Source organism: Aquimonas sp. (assembly GCF_044377145.1).
Lineage (GTDB): Bacteria > Pseudomonadota > Gammaproteobacteria > Xanthomonadales > Xanthomonadaceae > Aquimonas.
On record NZ_JBILJQ010000083.1, the window covers coordinates 1 to 21,273 of the forward strand.

Annotated in this window: 17 protein-coding genes; 11 read left to right on the forward strand and 6 right to left on the reverse strand. The window is 67.3% G+C overall.

What is annotated here, in order from left to right:
- Positions 1 to 526: 526 nt before the first annotated feature.
- A complete protein-coding gene (locus ACIQ7H_RS18965) occupies positions 527 to 3,826 on the reverse strand; it encodes a S41 family peptidase (RefSeq protein ID WP_395794453.1) in 3,300 nt (1,099 codons plus the stop codon).
- A 225-nt stretch (positions 3,827 to 4,051) separates the two neighbouring features.
- Positions 4,052 to 4,957: an Hsp33 family molecular chaperone HslO gene (locus ACIQ7H_RS18970; RefSeq protein WP_395794455.1), complete on the reverse strand. Its 906-nt coding sequence runs from the start codon at positions 4,955 to 4,957 to the stop codon at positions 4,052 to 4,054.
- 12 nt (positions 4,958 to 4,969) lie between these two features.
- Here ACIQ7H_RS18970 and mtgA point away from each other — a divergent pair, with 12 nt between their 5' ends.
- The 4 genes from mtgA (at position 4,970) to ACIQ7H_RS18990 (ending at position 7,829) form a co-directional block, all read left to right on the forward strand.
- Positions 4,970 to 5,713, forward strand: a complete 744-nt coding sequence (gene mtgA, locus ACIQ7H_RS18975) for a monofunctional biosynthetic peptidoglycan transglycosylase (protein WP_395794457.1) — start codon at positions 4,970 to 4,972, stop codon at positions 5,711 to 5,713.
- A 121-nt stretch (positions 5,714 to 5,834) separates the two neighbouring features.
- Positions 5,835 to 6,818 (forward strand): glycosyltransferase family 2 protein, encoded by a 984-nt coding sequence (locus ACIQ7H_RS18980; protein ID WP_395794459.1) that lies wholly within the window; start codon positions 5,835 to 5,837, stop codon positions 6,816 to 6,818.
- 2 nt (positions 6,819 to 6,820) lie between these two features.
- Positions 6,821 to 7,363: an RNA polymerase sigma factor gene (locus ACIQ7H_RS18985; RefSeq protein WP_395794461.1), complete on the forward strand. Its 543-nt coding sequence runs from the start codon at positions 6,821 to 6,823 to the stop codon at positions 7,361 to 7,363.
- Between the two features lies 1 nt (position 7,364).
- Positions 7,365 to 7,829 (forward strand): hypothetical protein, encoded by a 465-nt coding sequence (locus tag ACIQ7H_RS18990; protein ID WP_395794463.1) that lies wholly within the window; start codon positions 7,365 to 7,367, stop codon positions 7,827 to 7,829.
- Positions 7,830 to 8,160: 331 nt separating this feature from the next.
- Here the strand turns inward: ACIQ7H_RS18990 and ACIQ7H_RS18995 are convergent, their stop codons facing one another.
- Positions 8,161 to 8,931, reverse strand: coding sequence for an NYN domain-containing protein (locus ACIQ7H_RS18995; protein WP_395794465.1), 771 nt, complete (start codon positions 8,929 to 8,931; stop codon positions 8,161 to 8,163).
- Between the two features lie 273 nt (positions 8,932 to 9,204).
- Between ACIQ7H_RS18995 and ACIQ7H_RS19000 the strand changes: the two genes are divergently transcribed.
- Together ACIQ7H_RS19000 and ACIQ7H_RS19005 are read left to right on the forward strand one after the other, a co-directional pair.
- The gene (locus ACIQ7H_RS19000) at positions 9,205 to 9,453 is read left to right on the forward strand and encodes a hypothetical protein (protein ID WP_395794467.1); all 249 of its coding nucleotides are present in this window, start codon (positions 9,205 to 9,207) and stop codon (positions 9,451 to 9,453) included.
- Between the two features lie 370 nt (positions 9,454 to 9,823).
- Positions 9,824 to 10,234, forward strand: a complete 411-nt coding sequence (locus tag ACIQ7H_RS19005; protein ID WP_395794469.1) for a hypothetical protein — start codon at positions 9,824 to 9,826, stop codon at positions 10,232 to 10,234.
- A 129-nt stretch (positions 10,235 to 10,363) separates the two neighbouring features.
- On the opposite strand, the gene lpdA is transcribed toward ACIQ7H_RS19005, so the two are convergent.
- The gene (gene lpdA / locus ACIQ7H_RS19010) at positions 10,364 to 12,148 is read right to left on the reverse strand and encodes a dihydrolipoyl dehydrogenase (RefSeq protein ID WP_395794470.1); all 1,785 of its coding nucleotides are present in this window, start codon (positions 12,146 to 12,148) and stop codon (positions 10,364 to 10,366) included.
- Positions 12,149 to 12,359: 211 nt separating this feature from the next.
- Between lpdA and ACIQ7H_RS19015 the strand changes: the two genes are divergently transcribed.
- Positions 12,360 to 14,723 carry a S9 family peptidase gene (locus ACIQ7H_RS19015; protein WP_395794485.1) on the forward strand — a complete coding sequence of 788 codons (2,364 nt, stop codon included), beginning with the start codon at positions 12,360 to 12,362 and terminating at the stop codon, positions 14,721 to 14,723.
- 149 nt (positions 14,724 to 14,872) lie between these two features.
- On the opposite strand, the gene ACIQ7H_RS19020 is transcribed toward ACIQ7H_RS19015, so the two are convergent.
- The gene (locus ACIQ7H_RS19020; RefSeq protein WP_395794472.1) at positions 14,873 to 15,529 is read right to left on the reverse strand and encodes a hypothetical protein; all 657 of its coding nucleotides are present in this window, start codon (positions 15,527 to 15,529) and stop codon (positions 14,873 to 14,875) included.
- A 152-nt stretch (positions 15,530 to 15,681) separates the two neighbouring features.
- Between ACIQ7H_RS19020 and gpmI the strand changes: the two genes are divergently transcribed.
- The 3 genes from gpmI to ACIQ7H_RS19035 all read left to right on the forward strand — a co-directional run bounded on the left by gpmI (position 15,682) and on the right by ACIQ7H_RS19035 (position 19,822).
- Positions 15,682 to 17,205, forward strand: a complete 1,524-nt coding sequence (gpmI, locus tag ACIQ7H_RS19025; protein WP_395794474.1) for a 2,3-bisphosphoglycerate-independent phosphoglycerate mutase — start codon at positions 15,682 to 15,684, stop codon at positions 17,203 to 17,205.
- Positions 17,202 to 18,362 carry a murein hydrolase activator EnvC family protein gene (locus tag ACIQ7H_RS19030; RefSeq protein ID WP_395794476.1) on the forward strand — a complete coding sequence of 387 codons (1,161 nt, stop codon included), beginning with the start codon at positions 17,202 to 17,204 and terminating at the stop codon, positions 18,360 to 18,362. Before gpmI ends, ACIQ7H_RS19030 begins: the two co-directional genes overlap by 4 nt.
- Before the next feature lie 86 nt (positions 18,363 to 18,448).
- Positions 18,449 to 19,822, forward strand: coding sequence for a S41 family peptidase (locus ACIQ7H_RS19035; RefSeq protein ID WP_395794478.1), 1,374 nt, complete (start codon positions 18,449 to 18,451; stop codon positions 19,820 to 19,822).
- A gap of 68 nt (positions 19,823 to 19,890) precedes the next feature.
- Here ACIQ7H_RS19035 and ACIQ7H_RS19040 read toward each other — a convergent pair whose 3' ends face one another.
- Entirely contained in the window at positions 19,891 to 20,409 is a 519-nt protein-coding gene (locus ACIQ7H_RS19040) for a MarR family winged helix-turn-helix transcriptional regulator (RefSeq protein WP_395794480.1), read from the reverse strand.
- A gap of 101 nt (positions 20,410 to 20,510) precedes the next feature.
- On the opposite strand from ACIQ7H_RS19040, the gene ACIQ7H_RS19045 reads away from it, so the two are divergent.
- Positions 20,511 to 21,273 (forward strand): 4-hydroxyphenylpyruvate dioxygenase family protein (locus ACIQ7H_RS19045; RefSeq protein ID WP_395794483.1); only part of this gene is annotated, 763 nt, incomplete at its 3' end.

Sequence of the window (21,273 nt, forward strand, 5' to 3'; positions counted from 1 at the left end):
GAGCCTTGGGCGAGTCGAAGAATCAAAATAGGTGAGCGATAGCAGGCTGAAGGTCCGAAAAAATCGGCTGGGGACCGCCCAGGGCTCAGTTGGTCGCGTTGTTCAGAGCTTCCCTAGCGCGCGGCGCTCGCTGTCGAAGTCGACGGTCATGGGGCAGCGCTTTGAAGGATGCAAAGCATCCGCGATGCGGAGGCCGAGCGCGCGACTTTAGCAGCCGTCGGCGTGCGCGCTAGCCGGGGTCTGGGCAAAAAGCATCCCGGATTCCGTTGCTTCAGGGGCGGACAGTGGTGGCCCACATCGGCGGTCGCGATACAGCCAGCGTCTTCCCGGGGCTGACGTTGCGTAGGCGGTGGGATTTGGCGGGGTGGCCAGGATGGCCAGCCTCGGGTGGCGCCACTGGCAAAGGGGGGAGTCGTTATCCGTTGCCGTTTCCGGCGGGCGGTCAGTTCATCCCGGCGCTTATCTGCCGCGCAGGTGCTTGTGCACCTGCGCGGCCTGACATTTTTGTGGCCGACGTTAGCCTTGCTCAGCGGCTGCCGTCGTGGCCGGGCGTGCCGCGTGGCGGGATGGGTGCAGCGCGCAGCGCGGGCAGGGGGGACTGCTGCAGCCGCTGCTGCAGGTTCGCGATCGCTGCTTCGAGCTGTGCGTCGCCACCGGCATAGGTCGCGTAGGGCAGGTTGTCGACCTCGATGTCCGGCGCCACGCCCTGGCCTTCAATCAGCCAGCGGCCGCTGCCCACTTCGAACTGGCCGAACTCGGCAATACGCGCGGCGCCGCCGTCGGCGAGCCGGTTGCGGTCGGACAGCCAGATGCCCGCGCCAGCGGTGCGGGTGCCGATCACCGGCCCGAGCTGAAGCGACTTGACCCCGGCCGCGAAGGTTTCGCCATCGGAATACGTCAGCGCATCGGCCAGCACCACCAGATGGCCGCGAAAGGTCTGCTGCATGTTGGCGTAGGGCGTGCCGCGTGGCGGCTGCCAGAACGCCCAGGCGCGGCGCAGCAGCTTCTCGATCACCCAGCTGTCGATGTTGCCGCCGCGGTTGCGGCGTACGTCGATGATCAGGCCCTCGCGGTCGAACTGGGCGTAGAAATCACGCACGAAGCCGGCCATGTCGCCGGCACCCATCGCGCGCAGATGCAGATAGCCGATGCGGCCCTGCGAGGCGCCGTCGACGCGTGCACGCAGGCCTTCGACCCAGTCGCTGTAGCGCAGGGCGGCCTCGCGGTCGAGCTTCACCGGCAGCACGACGCTGCGATGCGCTGCGGCACTGCCGCGCTGCAGGCTCAGCAGGACCTGCTGACCGGCCTGATTGTTCAGCGCCTGCGCGAGTTCGCCGAGCCGCTGCACCGGCCGGCCGTTGACGGCGATCAGGCGGTCGCCTTCGCGGGCATCGACGCCCGGCTGGGCGAGCGGGCTGCGCTCGCTGGGCAGCTCGGGGTCGCTGCGGTAGATGCGTTCGATGCGCAGGCCGGCGTCGTCTTCGGCAAAACGCGCGCCCAGTGCCGCCGGCACTGGTGCATCGGCCGCCACGCGGATGTCGCCGCCGCGGATCTGCGAATGCAGCAGACCGACTTCGGCCGCCATCTGCGCCAGCAGATCGTCGAACTCCAGCCGGTCCTGCACGCGCGGCAGCAGGGCGCTGTACTGCGTGCGCACCGCGACCCAGTCGACGCCGCGCATGCCGGGGTCGAAGCTGAATTGACGATGCATGCGCCAAGCGTCGTCGAACATCTGCTGCCACTCGGCGGGCGGATCGATCGGCAATCTCCAGTCGGACAGTTTCAGCGTCGCGCGGCTGAGGTCGTCGGGCGCCTTGGCGCCGGCATCGACGATCAGCAGCTCGCCGATGCCGCTGTTGTCGGCTTTGTTCTTCAGCAGCAGGATCTTCTTGGCGTCGGCAGACAGCGCATAGCCCGCGATGCCGGCGGCGAAGGTATCGGGCTTGGGTGGCGCATTACCGATGCTCAAGCTTTTCAGCGCGGGCTGGCTGTTCGGCGCGCTGTCGCGTTCCAGGTAGTACAGGCGGCTGTCGTCGGCGGCGAGCTGGCTGTAGTTGCCGGCGCCCAGTGGTGCCTCGAACAGGCGTTCGGCGATGCCGTCCCAATCCAGGCGGGCGGAGCTCGGTTCGCTCTTGTTCTTTTCCTTCTCGTCCTTGGGCGGCGCAGGCGGGTCCAGCTCGTTGGCCGGCTGGAACGGAAACCGCGCCGAAGCGTCCAGCGCCAGCGCGTACAGGCGCGTGCGCCGATCGAAGAAGGCACCGGTGTTGCGATCGCCCCAGGGCCCGGGCACCGACGACTGGAAGCTGCGGTTCGCCAGAAAGTACAGAAACGCACCATCGCGGGAGAATGCCGCCGATACGGTTTCGTAGCGGTCGCTGGTCAAGGTCTGCTTGCGTCCGCTGGCCGGCTCCAGCAGCACCAGCTGATTGATCTGGCGCGCGCTGTCGACTCGCAGCACGGCCAGCAGACGGCTGTCGGCGGACCAGGCCACCTGTGCAAAGGCATCGTCGCGAGCGAACTCGCTTTGGTCGATCTCGCGGCTGGCACCGCTGCGCAGATCCAGCAGATGCAGTCGGCCCTGCTTGTCGTCGTGGGCGAGGAACTGCCCGTCGGGTGAGGGATACAGATGAAAGCGGTGCGTGTCGCCATCGGTGGTGAGCGCTCGCCCACCCGGGCTGCCGTCGGCAGGGTAGCGCCAGATCTCGCTGCGCCCATCGAGGTCGGTGATGGCGAACACCTCGCGGCCGTCCTTTGACACTACCGCTTCGCGCAGGCGCGCACCGGCCGGTGCGGCCAGGGTGATTCGCCGCAGCGCCTCGGTGCCGGCCAGCAGCACCTGGCCGCGCGCCGCCAGCGCAACGCGTACGCCGTCCGGCCCGAGATGGGCGCTTTGCAGGAACTTCAGCGGTTCGGCGACATGTCGCTCGCGGCGCTGGGCGAGGTCCGAGCCCAGCTGGATATCGAGCACGCGGTCGCTGCCGCTGGCGAGTTCCAGCAGGCGCAGATCGGCGCCGTGCTGATAGACCACGCGGCCGTTGTGCAGGCTGGGGCGACGCACATCGAAGTCGGCGTGCCGGGTCAGCTGGCGCGGTGCGCCGGCCTCGACATCGAGCTGCCAGAGGTTGTAGCGACCTGCGCTTTCACCCAGCAGCACCAGGCCCCCGTCGTGGAACAGCGGCCGCTGCGGATTGCTTAAGCCCGCCGGGTTGAATCGTTCTGCCTCGGCACTTGAACCGAGCGACCAGCGCCACAGCTGGGCGGCCGCACCGCCGCGGTAGTCGCGCGCATTGTCGGCAGTCACCTGCAGGCCGAAGCGGGTGAACCACAGCTGCTTGCGCTCGGCATCGAAAGCGGCCTCGCGCGCGTCGGCGAGCGGCAGGGTTTCAGTGCGGCCGCTGTCGATATCGACCAGGCGCAGCACCCGTCGCGATGACGGCCCGACTTCACCCTCACCGGCGTAGACCACGCGGCCATCGGGCGCGAAGCCCTGCACCCACACGCGTGCGCCCTCGAAGCTCAATCGCTTGGGTTCGCCGCCGGCCAGCGGCATCGCGTAGACCTCGGGGGTGCCCTCGTAGTTGGCGACGAAGGCAAGGGTTCGCCCGTCGGGCGAGATCGCGGCCTGTGACTCCTCGGCCGGGTGCGTGCTCAGCCGCTGGGCGAGACCGCCCGCTGCCGACACCCGCCACAGATCACCTTCCGCGGTGAACACCACGGTATCGCCGTGCAGGGCGGGATCGCGATACCAGCCCTCGGTGGCGAAGGCCGGCAATGCGGCAAGCGCGAGCAGCAGACTGGCGCCCGTCTGCGGTAGGAATACGGACATCGTTCAGCCCCCACGGCGATTGGAGCCGCGAGTGTCGAGCGTGAAACCAGACCCGGCAATGGCCGATGGTCGGGGGTGGCTGCAGACGGCGGAACCGAACGGCTGCGTGATCCACGCTCGACGAACCCCGAACCCCGAACCCCGAACCCCGAACCCCGAACCCCGAACCCCGAACCCCGAACCCCGAACCCCGAACCCCGAACCCGAATCCCGATTCCCCAACCGCTACTGCAAAGTCCCCGGTGCCGGCTCGCTGCCGCCGCCGGCGAACAGCTGCTCCAGGTCCAGCGTGTCGAAGTGGTAGTGCTGGCCGCAGAATTCGCAGATCACCTCGACCCGGCCGTCGTCCTGCAGGGCCTCGAAGGCCTCGCGCCGGCCCAGTGACAGCAGCATGGTGCCGACCCGCGGGCGTGAGCAGGGGCAGCCGAAACGCAGCGGGCTCTGCTGCAGCAGGCGCACGCCTTCCTCATGGAACAGCCGGTACAGCACGTCTTCGGCCGGCAGCTGCAGCAGCTCGGCGCGGGTCAGAGTGTCGAACAGCGCCTGCGCGCGCGGCCAAGCGTCCGGCTCATCGGTGGCACCGGGCAGCTGCTGCAGGATCAGTCCGCAGGCCTGCTCGCCATCGGCGGCCAGCAGGATCCGCGTGGGCAACTGTTCGGACTGGCTGAAATAGCCCTCGAAGGCCTGCGCCAGGCTGTCGGCATCCAGCGCTACCAGGCCCTGATAGCGCTGCGGTTCGGCATTGGCGCGCAGGGCGCTTTCGATGGTGATTGCGAGCATCGCGTCGGCGCCGAAATCGGGCGGCGCCAAGCTTGGCGGCAGCTCGCCCTCGTGCCGCGCAAGCCCGCGCAGGGTGCCGCCGGCGGTGCACTCGGCGAACACCGTGCGCAATGCGCCACTGCCGCGCAGCTGGATCGACAGCCGACCTTCCACCTTCACATGGCCGGTGAACAGGGCGGCCGCCGCGGCGGTTTCGCCGAGCAACTGGGCAAGCGCCATCGGATACTCGCCGCGGCTGAGGATGGATCGCCAGGCGGCATCCAGGCGCACATGCACGCCACGCAGGCCGCTGCGGTCGAGCAGAAAGCGGCTCAGCAGACCGGCCACGCTGGAGGTTTCATCGGAAGCCATTAGGATGCCGCCATGTCCAGAACAGCCCGCCACTATGGGGATGCGCGAAAGCGCCCGCAAGCACGTCCACGTCGGCGCTGGCTGCGGCGGCTGGCTTGGCTGCTGTGCGCGGCCCTGCTGGTGCCGGTGCTGCTGGTGCTGGCGCTGCGCTTCGTCGACCCGCCAAGCTCGGCCTTCATGCTGGGTTGGCGCCTGCACAGCGGGCAGGCCGCCGAGTATCGATGGCGCGATCTCGATGCCATCGCCCCGGCGCTGGCGATCGCGATTGTCGCCGCCGAGGACCAGCGCTTCCCGACCCATCGCGGATTCGATGTCGACGCGATCCGCGATGCGCTGGAAGAATCGCGCGAGGGCGGCCGCAGCCGCGGCGCCAGCACGCTCAGCCAGCAGGTTGCCAAGAATCTGTTTCTGTGGGAGACCTCCAGCTGGCCGCGCAAGGGGCTGGAGGCCGGCTTCACGGTGCTGATCGAGACCCTGTGGCCGAAGCGCCGCATTCTGGAAATGCACCTGAATCTGGCCGAGTTCGGGCCAGGCGTGTACGGCGCCGAGGCCGCCGCGCAGCGCTTCTTCGGCAAGCCGGCCAGTCAGCTCAGTGCGGCCGAGGCCGCGCGGCTCGCTGTTGTGCTGCCATCGCCCAAGCGGATGGACGTGGCCGCGCCGGGCAGCTATCAGCGCCAGCGCGCGGCCTGGGTGCAACGGCAGGCTCAGCAGCTCGGCGGCCCGGCCTACCTGGGCGACTGCTGTGGCCTGCCTTGAGCGCAGGTGTCGCGGACCGCGCCCGGCCGCGCGCTGGCCAGGTCGATGCGGCCGGTCCATCCGAAGCGCGACAGGCTGCTAGCATTCGCGACCTTACCAACAGCCCGGAATCGAGCATGCCGTGTTCCCGCGTCTGACCGTGGTGGCGCCCGCCTACAACGAAGGTGAAGGGCTGCGAGCATTTCATCTGCGTACGCGCGCTGCGCTCGATGCGATCGAGGGCATCGAGGCTGACATCCTGTTTGTCGATGACGGCAGCCGCGATGACACCTGGGCGGTGATGCAGAGTCTGGTTGCGGCCGATCCGCAGGTCGGCGCGCTGAAGCTGGCGCGCAATTTCGGCAAGGAGCTGGCGCTGACCGCCGGCCTCGATGCCGTCGACGCCGATGCCGCGGTGGTGATCGACGCCGACCTGCAGGACCCGCCCGAGCTGATCGCCGAGTTCGTCGCGCGCTGGCGCGAGGGCTTCGATGTGGTCTACGGCACCCGCCTGGAGCGCGACGGCGAAAGCTGGCTGAAGCGCCTGACCGCGGCCGGCTTCTATCGGCTGATGGAGCAGGTCTCGTCGACGCCGGTGCCGCGCGATACCGGTGACTTCCGCCTGCTGTCGCGGCGCGCGCTCGACGCCCTGCATGGCGTGCGCGAGCGCCATCGCTTCATGAAGGGCCTGTTCGCCTGGGTCGGCTTTCGACAGAGCGCGATTGGCTACCACCGCGACCCGCGCCACGCCGGCACCAGCAAATTCAACTACTGGAAACTGTGGAACTTCGCGATCGAGGGAATCACCTCGTTCAGCACCCTCCCGCTGCGAGTAGCCACCTATGCCGGTGGCGTGGCCGCGCTGGCGGCTTTTGCCTACGGCCTGTTCATCATCGGCAAGACCCTGCTGTGGGGTGATGAAGTCGCCGGCTATCCGTCGCTGATGACGGTGATTCTGTTCCTCGGCGGTCTGCAGCTGATGGCGCTCGGCGTGATCGGCGAGTACCTGGGCCGGCTGTACATGGAAGCCAAGCAGCGCCCGCTGTACCTGATCGACACCGCGCTGAAACCTGCTGCCCGCATTCCGAGTACCGTCGCGGCGGTGCCAAGCCCGGCGGCGCGCTAGGCATGGACCGCGCCACCCAGCTCCGGCTGGAGCAGATGCTGGCGCGTTTTGGTGCGCGGATGCGCGCTCAGATCGAGTCCAACCGCTTGAGCCAGCACGGAATTGATGTCGAAGACGTCGAGCAGGAAGTGCGCATCCGGCTGTGGAAAACGCTGGAGCGTGACCCGAATGCCGAACTCCCTGCGTCTTATATCCAGAGAACGGTGGCCAGTGCCCTGATCGACGCGGTGCGACGCGCGCAAGTGCGACCCACCGAGGCCCTGCCGGAAACGGAAGAGGGTCTGGTTGATCTGCCTGGGCTGGGCCACGGGCCGGACCGCAGCACGCTCGATGCCCAACACATCGCGCACCTGCGGGTTTGCATGCAGGCCCTGCCGGTACGGCGGCGCCTGCCCCTGCAGCTCTACCTTCAGGGCTATGCCCTGCAGGAAGTGGCCGACCTCACCGATCTCACTCTGGATTCAGCCCGCAAGCTGGTGTATCGCGGGCTGGACGAGATCAAACAGCGCCTGCGGGTGCTTGGAATGGACAACTTCGATGACTGACATGACCGCCCCCCGCCGACTTGCCGAGCTCTACCGCGCCGCCCATGTGCAGGCGCCTGCCGTCGATGCCGAGGCCTTGCTGTCCGCCCTCGATGGCCGCGGCGAGCGTGAGCAGCGCGATGAGATCTTCAGCCGCGCCGCTGCCAACCCGGTGCAAGCCGATCTCCTTCGCACCCTAATGGCCCTGCGCCAGGACAGCGAAACCCTGGCCGCCGATGTACGCAGCCTGCGCCGCCCGCGTCTGCACAGCCGTCGCCCGGCTTGGTCGGCTCTGGCGGCATCGGTTGCACTGGCCGCGGTGGTCGCCTTCGGTCTGCATGGCGGCGTCGACACCCTGCACATCGACGAGGCCGCAGTCGCCGGCAGCATCAACGACGCCGACCGCATCAGCTCGATCTCGTTCGAAGCCACCGATGCGCCCGCGGGGGATTCGACTCCGCTGTTTTCGGGCGGTTTCGACTCTTGATCAGCGTTCGGCTCAGCGAAGCTCGGTGCACGAGCCGCCGCTGATCCGCTGACTGCAGCTGCAAACGCAAACGGCCACCGCGAAAGCGGTGGCCGTTTGCGTTGTGGCCCCGGGAGCAGCGTTGGGCTGAGTGGCGATGGCCTGATCGCGGCAGCCCTGCAATGGACGTCGTGCGGTGTGATTGATCGCGTCGAAGCGGGTGCGCTGCCTTCGTCGCTAGGTGTCGTGCCTTCGCGCATCCAACTCTCCGCGCGTCGCCTTGCCTGCGTTCTACGAGGTTCAGCCGGCACGAGTGATCGCGATGGCGACGGTGAAAGCGATCGGCGCAGCCTCAGCGGTTGCGTCGCCCACCCGCGCGCGCTGGCTTCTTCGCTTCCGCCCGCCGCACCTCCACCCGCACATGGCCGGCAGGACCCGACGGCGTGCGCCGAACCTCGAATTCTGGCAAGGCGTCGAACAGCTGGCCGAGCTTCTGGTGGCCATGGCTGCGCGGATCGAACTCCGGCTGCAGGCGATTGATCTGGTTGCCGACCTCACCCAGGTTGGCCCAGCCGTCGTCCTCCGCACCGGCCTCCAGCGCTGAACCCAGCAGTGCAATCAGGCTCGCATCCGGCGCGGCACTCGCGGCCACCACCGGCGCCGGCGTACTGCCGTCCTCCCGGTTCAGCAGATCGGTGTAGATGAATCGATCGCAGGCCGACACAAACGGCCGCGGCGTCTTGCGCTCGCCGATCCCCAGCACATACAGCCCGGCCTCGCGCATGCGCTGGGCCAGGCGGGTGAAATCGCTGTCGCTGCTGACAATCGCCGCGCCCTGCAGCTGCTGGCCGTGCAGCAAGTCCATCGCATCGATGATCATCGCGCTGTCGGTCGCGTTCTTGCCGCTGGTGTAGCGGAACTGCTGGATCGGCTGGATCGAATGCTCCAGCAGCGTCTCCTTCCAGCGCCCGAGGTTCGGCGTGGTCCAGTCGCCGTAGGCGCGCTTGATCCCGGCCACGCCGTACTTGGCCACCTCGGCCAGCATGCCGGCCACGAGTGAAGCCTGGGCGTTATCGGCGTCGATCAGCACGGCGTAGCGGGGGGCGTCGGAGCGTGGGGTCATGGGGCACCGGCCATTGAGGGGATTCGCGACAGCGTGCAACGGATCGCGCCCGCGTGCACGGTCTCCGGTAAGGAAGCTAACGATGCGACGTAGGTTGGGATAAGCCGAAGGCGCATCCCAACATCGTGATGGGCCGGGCTATCGAAGGGCTGTGACCGTCGATACGCAGCCACGGCAGGGCGCTGAGAGAATCCCGGCCTCACGACGTTGGGCCGCGCTTCGCTTGGCCCAACCTACGTGCTACTACACGCACACGAACGCATGAGAACTCCAATGAAGTACGCAGACGGAACCGACATCCAGCCGGGGGACGATGTGCTGATCGACGGGCGCTACCGTGGGCGCGTGCTCGCGTGCATGGACTCCGGTACGTGCCTGCCGGGCTTCGATGACTGGCAGTGCCTCGGCGAGGGAATTCTGGTCGACACCGAGTTCGCAGGGCTGGTGCACTACACCGCGACGACGAGCGAAGACATCGCGCGGCAGTTGAAACACCTGCCGGGCGCGTCCGACGCCCCATAGGGTGGGTCTTGACCCACCGATGCGGGGCGAACAGTCACAGCGCGTCCGGTGCGGTGCCCTGAGCGATTCAAGGGAAAATCCCGGTGCGCCTCGTGGATTGGCGACCGCCAACCGAGGTTCGCAACATCGCAACCGAGGCAAGCGTCGAGCTCTGGTGGGTCAAGACCCACCCTATGGGCCAGCCTTGGCGTGCCTTGTGGCGCGGCGGTGCACGACGCTCAGAGCTCGCTTCGCGCCAAGCATCAGGTCATGCTTGAGGCGCCGAGTTCGATGCACCAGATACAGCTCAAGCGAGATGCGCGTGGATGGCTCTGGCGACTTGAATCGGTGTTTCCCTTGGCCTCGCGGGAGCAACGCAATGAGATGGTCCTTGCTGATCACGCTTTCCCTTTCCACTCCGGCACTCGCGACAACGCCAACGCCGGCCGAGCTGACAGGTGTGTATCTGAAGCAGTCCACCGGCGCGATGTGGGATCCGGGGGTGCAACTCGTGCTTACCAGCAGCGGCCGAGGCATACACGTGATTCTGAGGTGTGGCAAAGGGGACCTGTCAGGGCTTCCTCAAGTCTTGGCTGCGAGGGTGACGCGCGGAGAGGTCTCCTTCTCGCTGCCCGAGGGTGGAGACTCGCGTTGTCCCGCAGGCGAATACAAAGGCCGCTTCCGCGTCGTCGATGGGGTTGCCACGTCGCTGACTCTCCGTCTGCCTTCAGACGAAACAGCGCTGGATCTGCAGCGCGAGTCGGGGTTCGCCCCCGCCGGCTCCTTTTACCCGTACGAGTAGAGGCTGGCTTCAGCCGACGGCATGCCGGCCATGGGGACGCATGCCAGTGCACAGATTTGCTAGCCTGCGCCCGAACTCAACAAAGCCACCTGCAGGTGGCTTTGTGCGCGCATTTCACGGCGCTCCGGGCTATTTCTTCGGCAGATACAAATCCGTAATCGTCCCCTCATACACCTCCGCCGCCATCGCCACCGATTCGCTAAGTGTGGGATGCGGGTGGATGGTCAGGGCGATGTCGGCTGCTTCGGCGCCCATCTCGATCGCGAGGGCGACTTCGGCGATCAGGTCGCCGGCGTTGGGGCCGACGATGCCGGCGCCGATCACCTTGTGGGTGGCCTCGTCGAACAGCAGCTTGGTGAAGCCCTCCGTGCGGCTCTGGCCGATGGCACGGCCTGATGCGGCGTAGGGGAATTTGCCGATGCCGACTTTGATGCCGTCGCGCTTGGCTTCGGTTTCGCTTACGCCGACCCAGGCGATTTCCGGATCGGTGTAGGCCACGCTGGGGATCACGCGAGCGACGAATTCGGATTTGTGGCCGGCGGCGACTTCGGCGGCGACCTTGCCCTCATGCGTGGCCTTGTGCGCCAGCATCGGCTGGCCGACCAGATCGCCGATCGCGAAGATGTGCGGCACATTGGTGCGCATCTGCCGGTCGACGGCGATGAAGCCGCGCTCGGACACTGCCACGCCGGCAGCTTCGGCGTTGATCTTGCCGCCGTTGGGCGTGCGGCCGACCGAGACCAGTACGCGATCGAACAGACTCGCCTCGGGCGCTTTGTCGCCTTCGAAGCTGACCTTGAGGCCCTGCTTCTCGGCGACCACGCCGCTGACCTTGGTCTTCAGATGAATGCCCTTGAAGCGCTTGGCCAGGCGCTGCTGCAGCGGGCGCACCAGGTCAGGATCGGCCCCGGGCATCAGTTGATCCGCCAGTTCGACCACGGTGACTTCCGCGCCCAGCGCGGCATACACGCTGCCCATCTCAAGACCGATGATGCCGCCGCCGATCACCAGCAGGGACTTCGGAATCTCCTGCAGCTCCAGCGCATCGGTGGAGTCCATCACTCGCGCGTCGTCCCAAGGGATACCGGGCAGCTTGACCGGCTGCGAGCCGGCGGCGATGACGGCGTGCTCGAAGCGCACGACCTTGGCGCCATCGGCGGTTTGCACTTCGATCTCGTGCGGGCTGATGAAGCGGCCGGTGCCGGTGACGGTGCGCACCTTGCGCTGCTTGGCCATGCCGGCCAGGCCACCGTTCAGCTGCTTCACCACTTTCGACTTGTAGTTGCGCAGTTTGTCGAGGTCGATCTTGGGCGCACCGAAAGACACGCCGAAATCCTCGCCGTGGGCGGCTTCGTCGATGACCCGCGCGGCGTGCAGCAGGGCCTTCGACGGAATGCAGCCGACGTTCAAGCAGACGCCGCCGATCTCGGCGTAGCGCTCGATCAGGATCACGTCGAGGCCGAGGTCAGCACCGCGGAAGGCGGCGGTGTACCCGCCGGGACCGGAGCCGAGCACGGCGAGCTGGCAGGTGAAGTCAGCTTCGCGGCCGCTGGACGATCCCGCCTTTGGTGCGGGCGTTGCGGGTGTAGACGCCACCGGTGCAGGGGCGGCGGCGGGTGCGGGTGCGGCCGCCGGAGCTGCAGAAGCGGGCGCCGACTTGGCCGCAGCGGATTCTTCAACGCGCAGCTTCGCGATCACGCTGCCCTCGCTGACGGCATCGCCGATCTTCACCGTCAGCGAGATCAGCACGCCGGCATGCGAGCTCGGCACCTCCATCGTCGCCTTGTCGGATTCAAGCGTGAGCAGGCCCTGGTCCTTGGCGATGCTGTCGCCGGGTTTGGCCAGCAGTTCGATCACCGGCACGTCGCTGTGGCCGCCGATGTCGGGCACCTTGATCTCGATTTCCTGGCTCACGCGTGCACATCCTTTGGCGATGAAAGTCGCCGCGATTGTAGCGGCAGCGGGCGACCCCGCCGCCAGCGTACGGGGTGGTCTGGCATTGGACAGGCATTGCCTGCGCCCATGCCGAACGGCCGTCGCCGGCATGCGCAGGCGGGCGCTAACCTCGGCGCCCCTTTCGCTCAATCGAGGTCCGACCATGGGTCTGATCGTCTGGCGCGCGCTGCTGCCCGCCTGTCTGCTGCCTGCCCTGCTGCTGTCGGGCCCGGCGCATGCGCTGTCTCCGCTGCCCACAAATGTCGAGTCGAAGCCACTGCAGCTTGAGCAGATCATGGCCGACCCGGCCTGGATCGGCGCGCCGGTCGAAAGCCCGCATTGGTCACTCGACGGTCGCAGTGCGCTGTTCCAGTTGAAGCGCGCCGACAGCCCGCTGCGCGATCTGCATCGGGTCGGATTCGACGGTACGGCGATGGTCAAGCTCGATGACGCCGCGCTGGCGACGGTCGATGCGCCCAACCCGGTATTCGATGCCAGCGGCCGACAGGCCCTGCTGATCCGCGACGGCGACGTGTTTGTGCGCGACCTCGCCAGCGGCACCCTGCGTCAGCTGACCCGCAGCGAAATCATCGAATCGCAGCCGGATTTCATGGCCGATGGCCGGGTGATGTACCGCGCCGGTGCTGACTGGATCGTGCACGACTTGAATGCCGGCCTGGCCGGGCCGCTGGTGCTGCTGAAGGTCGAGAAGGACCCGGCCGAGGCGCCGAAGGCCGATGATCTGCGCGACATGCAGCTGCGCCTGATTGCGACCCTGGCACGCGAGAAAGCCTGGCGCGACGGCCAGCGCGAGCGAGATGCCGAGTTGCGTCGCGGCGTGTCCGGCCGACAGCTGCCGCCGGTGTTCCTGGGCGACAGCATCGCCATCAGCGACAGCGCGCTGTCGCCCGACGGGCGCTGGATGCTGGTGGTCACCCAGCCGAAATCGGCCGAGCCCGGGCGGGCCGGCAAAATGCCGAAATACGTCACCGAGAGTGGCTATGAAGAAAGCGAGGACGTGCGCCCACGCGTCGGCCGCAATCTGCCGGCTGGACAGGCGCTGGTGCTGGTCGATCTCACCGACGGCAGCCAGCATCCGCTGGACCTGAAAGCGCTGCCGGGCATCGAGATCGATCCGCTGGCCGAGCTGCGCGCTGCCGCCGGCAAGGACCCGCTGAAAGGCCCGCGCGATGTTCGGGTCAACGCGATCGAGTTCAGCGCCGACGGTGCGCAGGCAGCGGTGATGCTGCGTTCGGTCGACAACAAGGACCGCTGGATCGCGGTGGTCGAGCGCAGTGGGCGCCGCCTCGACAGCCGCCATCGGCTGACCGATCCGGCCTGGATCAACTGGAGCTTCAACGAATTCGGCTGGCTGCCGGATGGCCAGACCCTCTGGTACTTGTCCGAAGAAGACGGCTACAGCCATCTGTACACGCGGCGCGGCGATGCGCGCGCACGCCAGCACACCGAAGGACGCTTCGAGTTCAGCGAGCCCGTGATCAGCCGCGATGGCCGCCATGTGTACGGTCTGGCCAATCAGGCTTGGCCGGGCAAGTACGAAGTGGTCAAGCTCGACCTGCGCAGCAATCGGCTGAGCACCTTGACCGATCTTGGCGGCGTCGAAGGCTTCGTGCTGTCGCCGGATGAGAAGCAGCTGCTGGTGCACTATTCGCAGCCGCACCTGCCGCAGCAGCTCGGTCTGATTTCTGCTGAAGGTGGCGCGTTCCGCAGCCTCACCGACACCCGTAGCGCAGACTTCCGCGCGCAGGCCTGGCTGCAGCCCGAGTTCGTGCAGGTCCCGTCCAAACACGGCGCCGGCACGGTGTGGGGAAAGCTCTACCGGCCGACCACGCTTGAGCCCGGCAAGCGCTATCCGATCGCGCTGTTCGTGCACGGCGCCGGCTATCTGCAGAACGTGCATCAGCGCTGGCCGAACTACTTCCGCGAGCAGATGTTCCACCAGCTGCTGGTGGAGAACGGCTACATCGTGCTCGATCTGGATTTCCGCGCCTCGGCCGGTTACGGCCGCGACTGGCGCACAGCGATCTACCGGCAGATGGGGCATCCGGAGCTGGAGGACTATCTCGACGGTATCGACTGGCTGGTCGAGCACCAGCAGGGCGATCGCGGCAAGGTCGGCATCTATGGCGGCAGCTACGGCGGCTTCATGGCCTTCATGGCGATGTTCCGCGCGCCCGAGGCCTTTCACGCTGGCGCCGCGCTGCGCCCGGTCACCGATTGGAGCCAGTACAACCACCCCTACACGGCCAACATCCTCAACACCCCGGACATCGACCCCGAGGCCTATGCCAAGTCCTCACCGATCGAGCTGGCCGAGGGTCTGCAGGGCCATCTGCTGATCAGCCACGGCATGATCGACGACAACGTGCTGTATCAGGATTCGATACGTTTGGCGCAGCGCCTGATCGAGCTGCGCAAGGACAACTGGGAGCTTGCGAGCTACCCGCTGGAACGCCACGGCTATGTGCATCCGGAAGCCTGGTTCGACCAGTACCGGCGCATCTTCAAGCTGTTCGAGCGCGCGCTGAAGTAGCGCGACGTCTTCTGCATGCAAACGCCAGGGCCGGCGTGCAGTCACCGGCCCTGGCGATTTCGAAGGCGGTTGAGAATTGGGCTGCAGAGAGATGACGGATACACCTCATCCGCCACCCATCCCGCTTTCCGAATCCCGAATCCCGGCTGTTACGGCTGATCACCGCTGAAGCGCTTGGCCTCGGCGCCGTCGACCCGGCCGATCCGCGCGCTGTCGTGCACGAGCAGTTCCACTTCACGCTCGAACACCAGCGGGCCGACCACTTCCGAGTTGGCGCCGATCACCACCTTCGGCACCCGCTGGGTGCCCCAGTTGAACCAGCCGCTGTTGGGCTTCTCGACCTTGATACCGCCGGCGACGCGGCTGCCATCCAGAATCTGGATATCGCCGTTGACCGTGTTGATTTCGCCACCGACTTCCGCTGCATCAAGCCGGATCTCGCCGTTGACGGTTTCCACATTGCCGCGCGAGACCGAGCCGCGGTAGAAGCGGACGGCACCGTTGACGGTTTCTGCGCTGCCGATCTGAGCGGCTTCGCCGATGCTCAAGCTGCCGTTGACGGCCTCGATGCTGTCGACGCTGGCGCGCTCGCGCAGGGTGATGCTGCCATTCACGGTCTCTGCCGTCTGCGCACTCGCGCCGTTCGCGAGCACGATGCTGCCGTTGACGGTTTCCAGGCTGCCGTAGCGGCCATCGTCGTCGGTGCGGATCGAACCATTGACCTTGTCGATATCGGTCAGAGTTTCGGCCTGGGCGGTGCCACCGAAGGCAATCAGGACGGCGACGAAGAAAAGGGTCTTGCGCATGGGGGTCTCCAGTGGGTGAGGGCTGCGCGTGGCGCGCGGCATCCGTGCTGCAGAACCTCTGATGCCGAATCCGCGCACAGGGTTTAGAGGTCGGGGAATAAATGTGCGGTTCGCTAGAATGCTGGCCCGCCTTGCTGCCCCGGAGCTGCCCCGTGTCCCGACCCAAGCCCGTGCTGCTGCTGATCCTGGATGGCTGGGGCCATCGCGAGGAAACCCAGGACAACGCCATCGCCCAAGCGCAGGCGCCGCACTGGCGTCATCTGTTGCAGCGCTGCCCGCATACGCTGATCCACACCTCGGGTCGCCACGTCGGCCTGCCGGATGGGCAGATGGGCAATTCGGAAGTCGGCCACATGAATCTCGGCGCCGGCCGCATCGTCTACCAGGACCTGACCCGGGTCGATCACGCGATCGAAACCGGCGAGTTCTTCGACAATCCGGGCCTGACCGGCGCCTGCGCTGCAGTCAAGGCCAGTGGCGGCACCCTGCATGTGTTTGGTCTGCTCTCGCCGGGCGGTGTGCACAGCCATGAGGACCACATCCACGCCTTCCTCGATCTGGCGCAGCGCCAGGGCGTGGCGCGGCTGGCGGTGCATGCCTTTCTGGACGGCCGCGACACGCCACCGCGCTCGGCCCGACCCAGCCTGGAAAAACTCGAGGCGCGCTGCTCGGAGCTCGGCTATCGCGTGGCTACCGTCAGCGGCCGCTATTACGCAATGGATCGCGATCAGCGTTGGGACCGGGTTGAACGTGCCTACACCGCGATTGTCGAGGCGCGCGCCGAGCACCGCGCTGACACCGGGGTGGCGGCGCTTGAGGCCGCCTATGCGCGCGGCGAGAACGATGAGTTCGTGCTGCCGACTGTGCTCGCTGGTGCCGCGACGATGGCCGATGGCGATGCGGTGGTGTTCATGAACTTCCGCGCCGATCGCGCGCGCGAGCTGACCGCCGCCTTCGTGCAGCCGGACTTCAGCGGCTTCGTCGCCCGGCGCCCGCAGCTGGCGCGCTTTCTCTGCCTGAGCGAGTACGACGCCAAACTGCCGGCACCGGCGGCGTTTCCGTCCGAGACCCTGCACAACACCCTGCCACAGGTGCTGGCCGCGCACGGCCTCAGTCAGCTGCGTATCGCCGAAACCGAAAAGTACGCCCACGTCACCTTCTTCTTCAGCGGCGGTGTCGAGGCGCAGGCGGCGGGCGAATCGCGAGTGCTGATTCCCTCGCCCAAGGTCGCCACCTATGACCTGAAGCCCGAGATGAGCTGCCCCGAGCTGACCGCCGCGCTGGTGGAGGACATCCGCGCCCGGCGCCACGACGTGATCATCTGCAACATCGCCAACCCGGACATGGTCGGCCACACCGGCATCCTGAGCGCCGCGATCGCCGCGGTGGAAGCGGTCGACACCGCGATCGGCGCGATCACGGCAGCCTTGGACGAGGTCGGCGGCGAGATGATCCTGACCGCCGACCACGGCAATCTGGAGCTGATGCGTGATGCCAGCACCGGCGAGCCCTACACCGCCCACACCACCGGCCCAGTACCCCTCGTGTACCTCGGCCGCCCGGCGACGCTGCGCGCTGGCGGCAGCTTGCGCGATGTCGCGCCGACCCTGCTGGCCCTGCTCGGCCTGCCCAAGCCGGTGGAAATGACCGGGGTTTCGCTGGTCGAGTTCGCGTGATCCAGCGGCGGGCGCTGGCGCTGGTCTTCACCCTGCTGGCGCTGGTTGGCGGCGCGAACCCCCTGGCGGCGCAGGATGCCGAGGCCGAGCGTGCGGCGGAGACGCGGCTTGAGAGCGTCCGTGCCGAGATCCGCGAGATCGCCCGCGTGCAGCGTTCCTTGGCAGCCGAGCGCGATACCGCGACCGCCCAAGTGCGCGAGGTGGACGAGGCGATCGCCGCTCGCCTCGCGGCGCTGAAATCGGTCGAGGCCGATGTGCAGGCCCAGCAACAGCGCTTCGATGCGCTGGAGGCCGAGCGCGCCGAGGTCGCCGGCGGTCTGCAGCGTCAACGCGAGGCGCTGGCGGCCCTGGTGCGTGCCGCCTACGTGCAGGGCGGCCAGGCGCCGCTGCGCCTGCTGCTGTCGCAGGATCGACTGAGCGCGGCCAGCCGCGCGCTGGCCTACCACCGCTACGTGCAGCGCGGGCAGGTGCGGCGGATTCGTGACCTGCTGGAAGAACTGGCCGAACTGGCAAGGGTGACCGAACGCGTCGCTCTGCAGCGGAGCGAACTCGACGCCGCGATGGCGCGCGAGCAGGAGGCGTTGGCGGGTCTTGAATCACAGCGTGCCGACCGCGCCGCCCTGCTGTTGGCCTTGGGCGGCCAGGAACAGGCGCAGGCGCAGAAGCTCGCCGAACTGCGGCGTGCCGAACGTGGCCTGTTGGAGCTGCTGGAATCGCTGCGCGACATCTTCGCCGACATTCCTGACCAGCTCGACGGCGCGCGTCCGTTCGCCGAACAGCGCGGGCGCCTGCCGCCGCCGCTGCCCGGCAAGATCAGCACCGGCTACGCCGGCACCCTGCCGGACGGCCGCCGCAGCGAAGGCTGGCTGATGGAGGCCAGCGCCGGCGCCAAAGTCACCGCGGTGGCGCATGGCCGGGTCGCTTTTGCTGACTGGATGAACGGCTACGGCCTGCTGTTGATCATCGACCACGGCGACGACTACCTCAGCCTCTATGCCCACAACGACGGCCTGCTGCGCGATGTCGGCGACTGGGTCGACGCCGGTGAAGCCATCGCCCAGGCCGGCAGCTCGGGCGGGCAGGGCAGGCCTGCGCTGTACTTCGAACTTCGCCGCAAGCGGCAGTCGCTGGATCCGCGGGTGTGGATCCAGCGCTGAGGCGGGTCAGTCCAATTCGCTGTGAACGGTTGATCAAAGCCAGCGCTGACGCGACCCGCGCGACGCACGGCCCTATACTTGCGCGCATGAAAATGTCCGCATGGCTGCAACTCGCACTGGCTTCGAGCGTGATCTTCTCCAGCGTATCCACTGCGCAGGTCGAGCCGATCGAAGTGCCGATTGATCCGCCCGCTGAGCAGCCCGTAGAACCGGAGTTCGAACCGGCGGGCGAGCCGGCCCCTGAGGTCGAGCCCGCAGCGCGTACTGCTGAGCGAGTCAGCCTGGACGAAGTACGCCGGTTCGTATCGGTGTTCCGCGCCGTGCAGCAGGCCTACGTCGACAGCGTCGACGACTCCCAGCTGATGTCGGCAGCGATCCGCGGTCTGTTGACCGACCTCGATCCGCACAGTGCGTATCTCGGTGCTGAAGCGACCCAGTCGATGAATGAGACGGCGACGGGTGCCTACGGTGGGCTCGGCCTTGAGATTCTGCAGCGGCCCGATCGCAGTCTGATGGTGATCGCGCCGATGGACGACACCCCGGCGGCGCGGGCCGGCATTCTGCCCGGCGACATCATCACCGAGTTCGACGGCCAGGCGGTCACCGTCGACAGCGTCGATGCGGCAATAGAAGCCATGCGTGGCACACCGGGCACGTCGATCCAGTTGACCATCGTCCGTGATGGCGAGTCGGCACCGCTGAAGCTCAGCCTGACCCGCGAGATCATCCGCGTTGCCAGCGCGCGCAGCGAGGCGCTGGGCCGCGACTATGGCTATGTGCGCATCGCGGCCTTCCAGTCGGACACCGCTGCGGAAGTGCAGCGCAAACTCGACGCTCTGGTCACCGCCAACGGTGGCGCGCTGAAGGGCCTGGTGCTCGACCTGCGCCGCAATCCGGGCGGCTTGCTGAATGCCAGCATCGAAGTGGCCGATCTGTTCCTTGATCGCGGCGTGATTGTCAGCACCCGCGGCCGGCTGCCGCATGCGCGCGCTGAGTACAGCGCCAAGCGCGGTGATCTGCTCAACGGCGCACCCATCGTGCTGCTGATCGACAGCGGCAGCGCCAGTGCGGCCGAAGTGGTGGCCGGCGCGCTGCGCGACCACCGGCGCGCGCTGATCATGGGCAGCACCAGCTTCGGCAAGGGTTCGGTGCAGACCCTGCTTCCGCTCGACAACGGTGACTCGATCAAGCTGACCACGGCGCGCTATTACACCCCGAACGGCACCTCGATCCAGGCCACGGGTATCGTGCCGGACATCGACATTCCCGAGAACGCCGAGCTCAAGCTGCGTGAGGGCTTTGTCCCGCCGACCCTGCGTGAGGCGGATCTGCCGGGGCATCTGCAGGCCGAGGTGCCGGAATCCGAAGCGGCGACGGACGGTGCTGCACTGGACGACTACGCGGTGAACGAGGCGCTGAACCTGTTGCGCGGTCTGGCTGTATTCCGCGAGCGCGGCTGAGCCACGCCGGATCATGGCGATGACGGCCTGTTGCGCAGCGCCCCCGGTTCCGCTCTTGGCCGGTGTGATCAGTCTGCCGCGAAGCCTTCAGCCGCGGCGCGCAGGCGGTGCTCAGCCTGCGCGCTGGCCTCAGTGAGCCGGGCAACCAGACTATCCAGCTGCCGCAACTCGTCGGCATCCAGCCCCACCAGCAGACTGCGCTCGTACTCCAGCGCCAGCGGTGCCACCTGCGCGTACACCTGATGGCCGGCGGCGCTGAGCTGCAGCGGCACGCGGCGGCGATCGCGTTCGTCACTGCCGCGGTCGACCCGGCCTGAGGCCAGCAGCCCTGCCACCGCACGGCTGACCGCGACCTTGTCCATGGCGGTGCGCTCTACCAGCTCACCCGCGGTCAGGCCTGGATAGCGCCCGAGCACCGCCATCAGCCGCCATTCGGTGATCGACAGATCGAAACGCTCGGCGTAGATCCGCGCGATCGCCTGGCTGATCCGGTTCGACAGCACCGAGAGCCGATAGGGCAGGAAGGCATCGAGCTGCAGGGCGGCATCCGGCGCCGCAGACGTGGTGGCAGTTGGATCAGCGCTCATTCCGCAATGCACCTTGCAAATGGTTTCATCTGAAACTATAAAGCACGACACCAGCGGCAGCCAGCCCGCGCCCCTCTTCAGCGTCTACATCCGGAGTCGCCATGAACGCCCAGCCCAACCTTGGCATGCAGGTCACGACCTTTGAAAACCCGATGGGGATCAATGGTTTCGAATTTGTCGAGTTCGCCGCCCCCGCTGGCACCGTGGACCTCCACGGCCTGTTCCGCCAGATGGGTTTCGCCGCGGTCGCACGCCACCGCAACCGCGCGATTACGGTCTATCGGCAGGGTGGGGTCAACTTTCTGATCAACGACGAGCCCGACAGCTTCGCCGCGGACTTCGCTGCCCAGCACGGCCCCTGCGCCTGCGGCTTCGCGATCCGCTTCACTCAGGCCTTGGAGAACGTCGAGCAGAGCGTGCTCGACAACGGTGGCGAGCGGATCGCGCACAAGGCGGACAGCGGCGTGATCGACGTGCCTGTGGTCAAGGGCATTGGCGACTGCATGCTGTATCTGGTCCCCTCGGGCGTGGACGTGTACGCGCAGGATTTTGTCGCCATCGACGGCGCCGAGCAGAACCCGCGCGGCTTCGGGCTGACCTTCATCGACCACCTGACACACAATCTCTACTTCGGCAACATGGAGAAGTGGTCGAACTACTACGAGCGCCTGTTCAATTTCCGCGAGATTCGCTACTTCGACATCAAGGGCGCCAAGACCGGCCTGGTTTCGAAAGCGATGACCGCGCCGGACGGCATCGTGCGTATCCCGCTGAACGAATCCTCCGACCCGAAGAGCCAGATCAACGAGTACCTCGACCAGTACAAGGGCGAGGGCATCCAGCACATCGCCTGCTTCACCGACG

Coding starts and splice junctions, on each gene's coding strand:
- ACIQ7H_RS18965 (WP_395794453.1), bottom strand. CDS start 3,826: ATGTCCGTATTCCTACCGCAGACGGGCGCCAGTCTGCTGCTCGCGCTT.
- ACIQ7H_RS18970 (WP_395794455.1), bottom strand. CDS start 4,957: ATGGCTTCCGATGAAACCTCCAGCGTGGCCGGTCTGCTGAGCCGCTTT.
- mtgA (WP_395794457.1), top strand. CDS start 4,970: ATGTCCAGAACAGCCCGCCACTATGGGGATGCGCGAAAGCGCCCGCAA.
- ACIQ7H_RS18985 (WP_395794461.1), top strand. CDS start 6,821: ATGGACCGCGCCACCCAGCTCCGGCTGGAGCAGATGCTGGCGCGTTTT.
- ACIQ7H_RS18990 (WP_395794463.1), top strand. CDS start 7,365: ATGACCGCCCCCCGCCGACTTGCCGAGCTCTACCGCGCCGCCCATGTG.
- ACIQ7H_RS18995 (WP_395794465.1), bottom strand. CDS start 8,931: ATGACCCCACGCTCCGACGCCCCCCGCTACGCCGTGCTGATCGACGCC.
- ACIQ7H_RS19000 (WP_395794467.1), top strand. CDS start 9,205: ATGAAGTACGCAGACGGAACCGACATCCAGCCGGGGGACGATGTGCTG.
- ACIQ7H_RS19020 (WP_395794472.1), bottom strand. CDS start 15,529: ATGCGCAAGACCCTTTTCTTCGTCGCCGTCCTGATTGCCTTCGGTGGC.
- ACIQ7H_RS19035 (WP_395794478.1), top strand. CDS start 18,449: ATGAAAATGTCCGCATGGCTGCAACTCGCACTGGCTTCGAGCGTGATC.
- ACIQ7H_RS19040 (WP_395794480.1), bottom strand. CDS start 20,409: ATGAGCGCTGATCCAACTGCCACCACGTCTGCGGCGCCGGATGCCGCC.